This is a genomic window from Actinomadura sp. DC4 (genome assembly GCF_030406325.1).
Lineage (GTDB): Bacteria > Actinomycetota > Actinomycetes > Streptosporangiales > Streptosporangiaceae > Actinoallomurus.
Map to the genome: position 1 here is coordinate 498,612 of NZ_JAUEQY010000002.1, position 11,459 is coordinate 510,070.

Annotated in this window: 8 protein-coding genes and 1 pseudogene; 4 read left to right on the forward strand and 5 right to left on the reverse strand. The window is 67.3% G+C overall.

Translation table 11 applies throughout. The features are described 5' to 3' along the window. The first annotated feature begins 197 nt into the window (after positions 1-197). Positions 198-3,035, forward strand: a complete 2,838-nt coding sequence (locus QWU11_RS05005; protein WP_290103806.1) for a LuxR family transcriptional regulator — start codon at positions 198-200, stop codon at positions 3,033-3,035. A gap of 23 nt (positions 3,036-3,058) precedes the next feature. Here QWU11_RS05005 and QWU11_RS05010 read toward each other — a convergent pair whose 3' ends face one another. Beyond that, a complete protein-coding gene (locus QWU11_RS05010; protein ID WP_290103807.1) occupies positions 3,059-5,200 on the reverse strand; it encodes a tetratricopeptide repeat protein in 2,142 nt (713 codons plus the stop codon). Between the two features lie 35 nt (positions 5,201-5,235). Then, a complete protein-coding gene (locus QWU11_RS05015) occupies positions 5,236-5,748 on the reverse strand; it encodes a DUF6879 family protein (protein WP_290103808.1) in 513 nt (170 codons plus the stop codon). Between the two features lie 545 nt (positions 5,749-6,293). Between QWU11_RS05015 and QWU11_RS05020 the strand changes: the two genes are divergently transcribed. Then, a complete protein-coding gene (locus QWU11_RS05020) occupies positions 6,294-6,554 on the forward strand; it encodes a hypothetical protein (protein WP_290103809.1) in 261 nt (86 codons plus the stop codon). A 411-nt stretch (positions 6,555-6,965) separates the two neighbouring features. On the opposite strand, the pseudogene QWU11_RS05025 reads toward QWU11_RS05020, so the two are convergent. After that, positions 6,966-7,124: pseudogene (locus QWU11_RS05025) on the reverse strand (helix-turn-helix domain-containing protein); the annotation flags it as partial. After that, positions 7,114-7,527, reverse strand: coding sequence for an ATP-binding protein (locus tag QWU11_RS05030; RefSeq protein ID WP_290103810.1), 414 nt, complete (start codon positions 7,525-7,527; stop codon positions 7,114-7,116). The pseudogene QWU11_RS05025 and the gene QWU11_RS05030, both read right to left, overlap by 11 nt. A gap of 166 nt (positions 7,528-7,693) precedes the next feature. Here QWU11_RS05030 and QWU11_RS05035 point away from each other — a divergent pair, with 166 nt between their 5' ends. Both QWU11_RS05035 and QWU11_RS47205 read left to right on the forward strand, forming a co-directional pair. After that, positions 7,694-8,476, forward strand: coding sequence for a helix-turn-helix transcriptional regulator (locus tag QWU11_RS05035; protein ID WP_290103811.1), 783 nt, complete (start codon positions 7,694-7,696; stop codon positions 8,474-8,476). Then, a complete protein-coding gene (locus tag QWU11_RS47205; RefSeq protein WP_354670801.1) occupies positions 8,458-8,553 on the forward strand; it encodes a DUF397 domain-containing protein in 96 nt (31 codons plus the stop codon). Before QWU11_RS05035 ends, QWU11_RS47205 begins: the two co-directional genes overlap by 19 nt. A gap of 44 nt (positions 8,554-8,597) precedes the next feature. Here the strand turns inward: QWU11_RS47205 and QWU11_RS05040 are convergent, their stop codons facing one another. Further along, positions 8,598-11,105 (reverse strand): hypothetical protein, encoded by a 2,508-nt coding sequence (locus QWU11_RS05040; RefSeq protein WP_290103812.1) that lies wholly within the window; start codon positions 11,103-11,105, stop codon positions 8,598-8,600. Between the last annotated feature and the right edge of the window lie 354 nt (positions 11,106-11,459).

The window sequence follows — 11,459 nt, forward strand, 5'->3', positions numbered from 1 at the left end:
GCATTCATGACCCAAAACTGCAACGTGTTCTAGTTCCTGCTGTCCACCGCCACAAGGCGGTGAGCGAAAGATGGATGAAACACGTACCAGAATTACGTCGATCGTTGTCCAGACTTGGGTGTTGACGCAGGTATGACGCGTTGTTAACTTGCGCGCCGGGGCTCACGCTGAGAGCAGCGTCCGGAGGGCCGACGCGGATGACCGAAGCGTTCGGAGCAGTCCGTGGGACGGCCGGTCCGCCAACGGCGGCGGGACCGGTCGGCGGGCTGTCCACGCATGCCCTCGTCGGCCATGAGTCATTACTCGCCGACACCCGCGAGCAGCTCGCCGGCGGAGGCAGTGTGCTCCTCACCGGCCCGGCCGGCATCGGCAAGTCCTCTCTGCTGTCCGCGCTCGCCGGGGAGTTCACCGGGCTCCAGGTGCTGCAGTGCTCGCTGTCGGAGACCGAACGCCACCTGCCCTTCCTCGGCCTGATCGACCTGCTGGCCGACACGGGCGACGACATCCTGCACACGCTGCCCAAACACCAGCGCGCCGCCCTGGAGTCGGCGCTGCTCCGGCGCACGGACCCGATCGGCGAACGCGACGTCCTCGGCCTGCGGATGGCCGTACTCGCGACGTTCCGCGCCCTGTGCACCGCGGGCCCCGTCCTGATGGTGGTGGACGACGCCCAGTGGCTCGACGCGCCGAGCGCCGAACTCCTTGCGTTCATCGCGCGCCGCGCACGCGGCCTGCCACTCCAGGCCCTGGTCGGCCTCCGTACGGACCCGGCCGACTCCCGGCCCGGCCCCCGCCTGTGCCCGCCGCCGGTGAGCGCGTTCGAGGTGCCCCCGATGACCGCGGCCGAGGTCACCCGCCTGCTCTCCGGCCTCGACCTCCCCCGCGCCGTCCTCGCCAAGGTCCACCGCGCCAGCGACGGCAACCCCTTCTTCGCGCTGGAGCTCGGCCGCGCGCTCGCCGAACACGACGGGCCGCTCGACGCCGCCGCGCCCCTGCCGGTCCCCGACAGCCTGCGCTCGCTCATGCTCGGGCGGCTGATGGCGCTGTCGGACGACGCGCGGCGTACCCTCCTCACCGCCTGCGCGGTCGCCCGCCCGACACTCGTGCTCCTGCGCGGCGCCGGGCGGCCCGACGCCGGAGCCGACCTCGCGGAGGCGCGGGAGGCCGGCATCGTCACGCCGGGTGAGGTCGTACGGTTCACGCACCCGCTACTGTCGGCGGTCCTGTACGCCGAAGCCTCCGAACACGACCGCCTCGCCGTGCACTCCGCGCTCGCCGACGCGGTCTCCGACCCGGTCGAGCGTGCCCGCCACCTCGCCCTCGTCGCGCCCGGACGCGACGCCGAGGTCGCCGCCACTCTGAGCGAGGCCGCGACGGCCGCACGGCGTCGTGGCGCCCGCGCGGCGGCGGCCCGGCTCGGCCTGCTCGCCGCCGACCGTACGACCCGGCGTGAGGACGAGCCCGGCCTGCGGCTCACCGCGGCGGAGGACGCCCTCGCGTCGGGTGAGTTCGGGCTGGCACGCGGCATCGCCGAGGAGGTGCTCGAACACGCCACGGTCCCGGCCGAGCGCGTACGGGCCTGGATCGTGCTGCTCGACTCCGGCGGCCAGGCGCTGGCCGAACTCGACGACGTCTTCCCGCGCGCCCTCGCCGACGCGCGCGACGACCCCGCGCTGCTCGCCCCGCTGCACTACCGGCTCGCCTGGCGGGCCTGGCTGGTCAAGGGCTCGGCGACCAAGGCCCGCGACGAGGCGGCGCTGGCGGCCCGGCTCGCGGCGGAGGCGGGCGATCGCCGTACGGAGGTGCTGGCGCTGACCAAGCAGGCGCTCGCGGAGTTCAGCACGGGGCGGCTGGAGGCCGAGCAGACCCTGGCCCGCGCGCTGGCCGGCTCGCAGGACCCGACGATCCGGTTCGACCACAACGGCCCGGTCTACCTGCGCCATCGGCACCATCTGCTGCACGACCGCCTGGAAGAGGCGCGCGCCGAGCTGCGCTCGCTGACCTACGCCGTACGCCAGCGGGGGGCGGTCGAGAGCCTGTTCATGTGCCTGTACGGCTCGTCGCAGGTGGAGATCTTCCGCGGTCGCTGCGACCGCGCTCTCGACCTGGCCGAACAGTGCCTGCGCCTGGCCGAGGACAGCGAGCTCTCCCGTGGGCCGGCCTGGTGCGCGGCGGCCTTCGCCGAGGCGGCCGGGGGCTCACTGGACCGCGCGCTGGCCGCCGCCGAACGCGCGGTCGCGCACAGCGAGGACGACGGTGACCTGCTGTTCCTGCCGCACTGCCTGCACGCGGCCGGCCACATCCGGCTGCTGCGCGGCGACGCCGCCGGCGCCGCCGAGGCACTCCGGCGCGTACGGCGCCTCGAATGCGCCCAGGGACTGGCCGAACCCGCGCTGCGCCGCTGGCACCCCGACCTCGCCGAGGCCCTCGTCGCGATCGGGGAGCCGGACGAGGCGGCCGAGGTCATCGAGGAGACCAGACGCGACGCGTTGCGCCTGGGCCGGCGCGGGGTCCTGGCGGTGCTCGACCGCTCGGCGGCACTGGTGATCGCGGCACGGGGTGACGTCGAGGCCGCGGCGGAGGCCATGGGGCGGGCCGTGACGACGCTGTCCGGCTTGCCTTATCCGCTGGAGGAGGGCCGCGCGCGGCTGGAACTGGGCCGGCTGCGGGCCCGCCTGGGCGACGCACCGGCCGCGAGAGAGTCGCTACGGTCGGCGCACCGGGTGTTCTCGCGGGCCAAGGCGGCGCCGTGGGTGGCGGCCGTGGCCGCCGAACTGGACCATCTTGAGGTCGGCATCCCGACCGTCGCGGGCGAGGCGGACCCGTTGCGGGCACTGGCGGGCATCGAACGCCGCGTGGCGGTCCTGGTCGCCGAGGGCGCCACGAACCGCGAGATCGCAGCCCGGCTGTTCGTGAGCGTGAAGACGGTCGAGGCCTCCCTCACCCGCACGTACCGCAAACTGGGCGTACGGTCCCGCGTCGACATCGCCCGCCTGGCGGCCTTCCACAACCCCGACGACCGCCCCGCCTCATAACGGCTTCCGGTCGTACAGCCGCCTCAGTCCCCCTCGTCGAAGTCCGCGAGCCGTTGGCGTACCTCGTGCGCCCTCGGATCGGCGAGAAGCTCGTAGAGCGCCATAGCCTGCTGCCAGGAGTCGGCCGCGGCGGTCTCGTCACCCGATTCACGCAAGACATCACCGAGCAGGAACAACGCCTGGGCTTGGCAACGTCGATCGCCGAAGTCATCGAAGATCGCGACAGCGGTCCGGAGCACGCTCAGTGCTTCGGTGAGGCGTCCTTCGGCGACATAGCTCTTCCCGAGGTCGACACTGCCCCAGGCGACGGTCCACCTGTCACCGATCTCCTCGAAGATCTCCACAGCGGCGACATCCCGGGCCGTCGCACTCCGCGGATCGCCCAGAGCTCGCGCGCAGGCGCCCAGGCTGAGCAGCGACATTCCCTCTCCACGCCGGAAGCCGCTGGAGCGGAACACCTCGAGCGCCGACTCGAAGAAGCCGGACGCGGCCTCCAAGTGTCCGCGTTCTTCATTGATGAGGCCAAGGCCGCGTAGCCCGAATCCCTCAAGCCAGCCCACGGCTATCTCGCGGGCGATGGCTACGGTTCGCTCATACCGTTCGATCGCTTCGTCGGGCCGGCCGTCGCGCCATGAGACGTCGCCCAATATGGACAGACTGGCTGCTTCGCCGAAACGATCTCCGAGGGTCTGTGCCGCAGTGAGGCCTGTTGATACGGCCTCTTCCCACTCCGTCCAATATGCCCCCAGCTCAAGATAGCCGCTCACGGCGATCGCAAGCTTCCAGGCGATGTCGAACTGGGCGAGCTCAGATGCCTGCCGCAACAGCACCTGCAGGTTGCGTCTCTCGGTGTCGAACCAGCGCATCGCCTCCGGCCCGCTCCCGAACCCCTCGATCGGCGTTATCTCTCCTGCCGGAACGAGAGGGAAGGATGCGGAGTACGGCAGAATCGCGCGGCGAGCTTTGTCCGCAGCCAGCAGGTACCACGTCAGCATACGCCGGATGGCCTTTATTCGATCTTTCTGGCTCTCCTCAGCCTGCGCGCGTTCTACCGAATAGACACGCACCAGGTCATGCATCTGGAACCGATTGTTCGCGCTTTCTTGCAGAAGATGCGCGTCGGCGAGCGCCCGGAGCCGACGCGTGACGACAGTCGCGTCGTCTCCGGTCAGAGCCGCAGCGGCCTCGATACCGATGTCCGAACCAGGGTGAATGCCCAGTAGGCGGAACGTCCTGCGCAGATCCGGTGACAGACTTTTGTACGACCACGAGATGACGGTGCGGGTGTCACTCAGTTCGTCGTCCTCCGAGGCCACCGCATCGAGTCGCTGCTGACCGGCCAGTTCATCGACCAGCTCCGCCAATGACAGCCGAGGCCGGTTTGCGGCACGCTCGGCCACTATTCTCAGCGCTAACGGTATATAGCTGCATAGTTCGGCGACCCGGAGCGCACTCGCCGAGTCGGCCTCCACTCGGGACGCCCCCATCAACTCAGCGAGCAATTGGACGGACTCTCCCGGTGAGAGAACATCCAGAGTCACGCGTACGGCCCCTTCTCTTGCTACCAGACTTGGGAGTGAACTTCGGCTGGTGATGACGGCACAACACTCGGGCGACGCCGGAAGTAAGTGACGGACCTGGGTCGAGGAGGCGGCGTTGTCGATGAGCGCGAAGATCCGCTTGCCGTCGACAATCGTCCGGAAGAGCGCAGCGCGCTCGTCGAGCGTCTCCGGGATGCCATCAGCGGGTACGTCCAACGCGCGCAGGAACAGGTCGAGCGCCTGCTCGGGCGTGAGTACCGACCCGGAGCCATATCCGTGCATGTCGACATAGAGTGCGCCATCCGGAAAGCGATCACTTATGCGGTGTGCCCAGTGTAACGCCAAGGCGGTCTTACCGACGCCGGGCGCCCCTGCCACCACGGATACGACGGCGGTCGCCCAGCACTCGCCACCTGCGCCGGCACGGGCGTCGAGCAACTCATCGAGCCTGCGGACGTCGTCGCGGCGATTGACGAACGAACTCGGCCCCAGCGGAAGCTGGCGAGGCGGTGTTGACCGACCGCGAGCGTTCGACAGGTACACATCTCCATTAATGGATCCGGCTTGCACGACGACGTTGGCTGTTCCCGAAAAATCGTTGGTGACGCCCGGATCCTCAGCCATCGGCCATCGCCGGATCGCTCGATATCAAGTTGTCGTCAATCCGGCCAATAATCCGAGTGGTCAGTTGCACGTTCCCACACGGCCTCGAACGCCTCGACACACATCTTAACAATATTAGATCTTTCAGTGATCTGATGGCCTAGATACGACCCATCGCCAGCAAAATTCCCAAACCGTACGACCCGATCATCGAAGACCCAAAAATCATTGGCCGGAAGGGCCAGATCTAAGGCCCTCCACCGCGGCAGCCAGCGCACACGCTCGCCCGCCGGGATGTTCATTCGGGATGTTACTTCATATTCATGTCGAATGAAATCAGTAATGGGTTCCGACACGACACGCGCACGACGCACTTCCACGCCACGACTTACCGTGTCGACAATCAAGTCATACCATTCACGAAAGGATTCGATCGGATCTATTTGCACCCCGGCCTTCCAGGCGACATACGCCGAATCATCAGGCGTGTAGACATCCCGTATTTCCAGATGGACTGCCGATCTTTTACACTCCGAGAACAGCTCATTGAAGGTCGGCCGCTCCGCCACTACATGCCTCCTGGATTATTTCCCGCATGCGCGCTGGCAGCCTCACGACCCGCTCATGACCAGCAATCGGACTCCTGCTCGAGACCTCGGACAGAGCTACACCGTCGGTGACCTCCCACCCCTGGAAGAGGAAGTCACCCGTCTCGTCGTCTACCCAGACCGACGGGCAGTTTCCACCGTTGGTACCCGGATCGATCCCAATGAATCTTAGCTTCATTGCTGTCGCCTCCAGTGCAGAGTCCGGGCTTCTTCAGGTAAGGGTCACTCTAAAGAATCAGCGGGTCAAGGGTAGAGTTTTCCAACCACACAGAACCGCTTCCACTCCTCCGAGTCACCTGCGGCGACATTCACTCCACTCACCATAGGACCATCCTGCTCGTTCCGAGCTACATGGCTCACTTATTTTCAATATGTCGACTCGCAATATGCGCAGCCGATGGCCCTGGAGCGTCTTGATGATACGTCTACGCGACAGCATCAGTAATAGTATATTTACGCTCCGTAAGCAGGCCACGCCACATGCGACGTAGCGGACCTGGCGCATCATGCGTCATCACAAACTTCCGACGGAGGCCCTCGGCGATGCCGCGATCATCGAATGGCCCTGGCGGGAGCCCGAATGTTTTGCCGCGGTCTTCGACCGCGACCACCCCCAGTTCTACGCCTTCGCGGCGGCCCGGCTGGGCCGGAGCACGGCCGACGACGTGGCGGCGGAGACCTTCGTGACTGCGTTCGACCGGCGTGAACGCTACGGCCTGTCCCGCCCGGATGCCCAGCCTTGCTGTACGGGATCGCGGCGAACCTGATCGCCCGGCACCGGCGGACTGAGGCGCAGCAGTACCGTGCACTGTCCCCCACAGACGCCACTGAGATCAGCCAGCGCCATGCGGACGGCGTCGTAGGCCGACTCGACGCCGTGCCGGCCGGGGACCGCTCATAACCGCCACGGGCGTCGACCGCCTCGGACAACGCCCCCGATTCCGGCCGGGGGCGTCCTGCCTGAACACCCCCGGCACAGCCGCCTAGCACGGTCTTCCCAAGGCCGACGATCACAGTCACCCGCCGCGTGGGCGCAAGGTCGTGTTCTCGCGGAGGAGGCGGCGCATGCGGCCGTAGCCGTAGTCGAATTTCTCCGCCACTTGGCGAATGGTCCAGCCCTGGTCGTAGAGGCGGGCGGCGTCTTCCTCCATCTGCGGGCGTTCTTCGGCGGCGCTGTCGAGGATTTCCCGGATTTCCTGCAGTCGGTAGCGGCGGTGGCCGCCCGGGGTGTGGAGCGGGACCAGTCTTCCTTCGCGTGCCCAGCGGGCGATGGTCGTCGGGCGTACGCCGAACATCTCCGCCACCTCGCGGGGTCTCAGCAGGTCCTCATCCCTCATCGCGCACGTCCAGGTCGATAACGAACCAGACGACCTTGCCGCCGGTTTCGAGGAGTTCGCCGCCCCATTCCTTGGAAAGGGCGTCGACGAGGTCCAGGCCGCGGCCGTCCACGTCGTCGGCGGCCGCCGTACGGAGGACCGCGGGTTCGGTGCCGGCGTCCCATACCTCGACCAGTAATGCGTCGGAGCGGGAGACGGACAGGATGACTCGCGGGATATCGCTGAGATCATCGGGCGGCTCCATGACGCCGCCCGCGTGTTTGACGGTATTGGTGATCAACTCACTCACCAGTAATTCGGCCGTCTCCACAAGGTGCGGCAGGTCCCACGCCTTAAGGACCGAAGCCGTGAAAGCCCGCGCTTCGCCGGCCGCCCGGGGTACGGCGACGAAGACCGTGGACATTGTCTGAGGTGGACCACTCATCGCACGCCTCACTGATTGCGACTGTTTGCTATACACAGCGTGACGCCCAACGCTTAGACTGGCGACGCTTTACACACCGAGACTTGACAAGTGCGTCCACTGAGAAGTGGAGTACGAGAGGGTACGAATCTCCATGGCTGCACGAATGACGGGTCGCGAGTTCTTTGGCCGGAGGCTGCGCATCGCGCGGGAACGACAGGTCCCCAAGATGAGTCGTCGATCACTCGGGGAACAGGTCCGGGTGTCCGACTCGGCCGTCGCCGCCTGGGAGGGTGGCCGGAACATCCCCGACCCCAAAACGCTCGGAACCGTCGAACGCATCCTTGGGACGGATGGGCTATTAGAAGACATCTCCGATAATTTGGTGGCAGGCGAAAAGCCGCAGGAGTACATGGGTGAATGGATGCGCGCCGAGGCTGGGGCGAGCCTGCTCCTGAGGTTCTCCTTCGACGTCATCCCTGGGCTTCTACAGATCGAAGAGTATGCACGTGCGGTTCTTCGCGACGACGAGCAGGTCAGAGTACGAATGGAGCGCCAGAATGTTCTGACCAAGGAGGATCCGCCTGTTTTCGTCGCGCTGATCGATGAGAGCGTGCTTCACCGCAACGTCGGCGGCCCACAGGTCATGACAGATCAACTACGTCACCTTGAGGAGATGGCGAGACATGGTCACGTCATCGTTCAAGTCATCAAGATGGACTCCGCCATTGGCGCGCAATACACCGGCTCGTTCAGCCTCGCAGTCTGCAATGGCGAGGCCGAGGTAGCGCACATGGACGATGCCATCAGCGGTGGTCTGGTGGGAGACGTCGACAGCGTGTCCAAGCTTCGGCGCATGTTCGAGATGTTGAGGAAACACGCGCTGAGCGAGGACGAATCAATCCGTCTGATAAGGGAAGTAGCAGAAGCATGGACGAAAAAGATCTGAAATGGCGCACGTCTTCCCGCAGCAACGCGAACGGCGGGGATTGCGTCGAGGTCGCGCAGGTCGATCTCCGCGACTGAACCGGTGAGGACGGCTCCCTGATGAACGTGGGGAGCCGTCCGGCTCAGCGGGCGTCGACGACGGCGACCGAAACGCATGCCTTCACGCCGTCGGGTCCGGTCGGCAGGCTGTAACGGCTTTCATGCCAGTCGAGCTCATCCGACGTGTCGATGGTGCTTCGGGACAGGTTCGCGTCGTGACCCGCCAGCGTCCGGCCCAGGGGATCGTTCGGCCAGTGCGTTCGCCCGGTCGCCCCGTCGGCCGAGGCGCTCCAGCCAATGCTCTCGGACGAACTCGCGCGGGAACTGTGAACCGTCGCCGCCGAGAGGATCGCGACGTCCTCCAGAGGAGCGAACAGCTCGAACGACGCCTCCCACCTCGGCTCGCCCGAAGGGTCTTTCACCTCTCCCAGCGGAACCAGTCGAATGGGGATCTCTCCGTAAACGATTTGTTTCGCAGTCGCCGGGAACCGGTCCGTCAGCAGGCGCCGCACCGCACGCTGAAAGTAGTCCTGCAGGTCGTTCGCCCGATTGAGGGACATCGCCCTCGAACTCCGGACGAGAAGGGCTCTCGGAGGTGAGCTCACGGCGATCTGGACCGGTGGCGCGGGAAGACCCACGCGTAGATTCCTGATCAGGTGCCCGGTGTACAAGGCGGCGAAGGACGCGACGGTGTCCATCACCTGTAGCTCGTCTCTGAGATCGCCAACCCGTATGACGTGCGCGGAGGGAGGCGGGGTCACCGTGTCGGGGAACGGCGGCCGCGGCACGCGAAGCCTCCGCGGCGACCGCGGGATCCTCGCGGCCAGGCCGCTGAACGGACGCCTACCCCCGAAGACCGCCCCACTCAGCTCATTGGCGAACGTCACGCAGTTGCTGGCGAACCAGACCCAGGGCCGGTTCTGCGTCGCACGCACGAACACGATCGCGGCACGGAGTTCCTGTGGTGTGATGACGCGGGAGACCGACGCCGCCGCGACATGGTCGGTGTCGGGGCTCGACAGGCCTCCCCTCTGCGCACGCGTGTAGTCGATGTAGTCATTCGTCATGAAACCAACCGAGAAGGTCCGGCCGTACCTCGGTCGGCCTCCGGCGTCACGGCCGAGCGGCAGCCTGATCTCGATCCATACGTGCCCCAACACCCAGTCCAGAGGAAATCCGTCTTTCAGGCGCAAGGGATCGATCGCGATGAGGAAATCGATGTCGGCCTCTTGATGATCTGCTATGCCCCAGACCGCGCGTTCGAGCTGGCCGACGTCGTAGCTGAGGTGCGAGTCCGCGTTGAGGGGACGGCCCTGCACCTGAGCGACCGTGGCGGGCTCGGCCGGCACCGTCCGTACGCGGTCGGCCAGGCCCGGAACGTCCGCGAACAGGTCGCCCTCGGTGGTCACGAGGTAGATGTCGGCCAAGGCCAGCAGCGAGAACGTGTCGTGTTCGATCCCGGCGATCAGATCTGCCGCGGCCCGGCCTTCTCCACGTGCCACGAGGTCCCCGACCTCATCGGACAGCGCCCTCACATCGGAGAAACGAACCCCCATGTCGAGCGCGAGCCCGATCGGGTCCTCCGCCTGTGCGTGGACGATGGCCGACAGCACGGCCGGCCGGTTACGCACCTGGTCGACGAGCTCCACGGCACGAGACCGCTGATCGCCGGCCGCGAGGAACTGCGCGCGCCAGCCCAGCCATTTCCCGGCGATCTCCAAGAGATCACGCTGTGACCGGGCATCGGTGGGCTGTTCCCGTGCATGGGCGACCACCATTGCCAGCGTCAACGGATCGTAGCCGGGCGTCAGGTAGGTCCTCGGCAGGCGCAGGAAACCGAAGAGGTCGAACGGGGTCTTCGCAGCGGTGAGTCGCGTGAGTTCCGCGTCGATCGCTTCGGGCGTCAGTCCCGCCGTCATCGCCGCAAGGCCGCCGAGCGATCCGTCGTCCACGGCGTTCGCGAGCAGTTCGATCTGCCGCGACCCCGACGGCTCCGCGGCCCGCGCGTGGTCCAAGCCCAAAGCCGAAGACCAGCGCAGCCAGTCGGCGAACTCGTCCGGCGTGACCTGCGCGTCGGTGTCCGGCGCCGGCTCGGCCGCGTCCATCCGGCGCCGTTCCTCGGCCACGTGGGCGAGTTCGTCCCGGATCTCCCGCTCGAGGCGGTCCATCGCCGCGCTTCTGGCAGAGCCGCCGTTCTTGGTCTCCCGCCAACGATCGATCGCGCGCGCGAGGTCCTTCAGTTCCCTCTCGTTTCGACCGAGTACGTGGAGAGTGAGGCGTCCGCCCTTCTTCCACCGGTCGAGTGCACTGTCGACGGCTCGTAGTGCGGGCGAGCGCCGGCGATAGGGCAGGCGGGAGAGTGCCGCCCAGTCGTCGACGATGTCACCGGCGCCCGCTCCGTCTCGCGGGCGGAACGGATGACGGTTGTCGAACTCCTCCAGCGATCCCACCGTTTCGTCCGAAACTACGCTCGTGACGGAGACCCTCGCGGGCACCGGTGCCGTGAACACGGGAGCGGATGGGGCACCGACGAACACACCGTTGACGATGTGGCCGGTGCGGGCCTCGACACAGGCGGAAGACCGCGCCATGGCGCTGTGGCTCGAGGCCCGCCATCCGGCCGGCCTGCCCTCATGATCGCCAGTGGAGGTCACGATCGCCCGGCCCTTCCTCGCGTGGCCCGTCTGGCGTAATCATCGCTTACGCCCAGGTCGATCGCCACATTCGGAAGCGGGGGGGGCCCCCCCCGCCGGGGGGCCCCCCCCCCCCCCGGGCGCCCGCGCGGTGGGGGGGGGGGCAGAACCCGCGCAGGATTGTGGGGGGGGGCGGCGCGGGCCCCCCCGCGGTCGACGCCCGGGGCGGGGGCCCCGGCCGCGGGGGGGTGGGGGAGCGTCGCGGCCGGGTGGTGGGAGGCGGGGTGGGGGGGGGAGGGGAGGAGGGCGGGG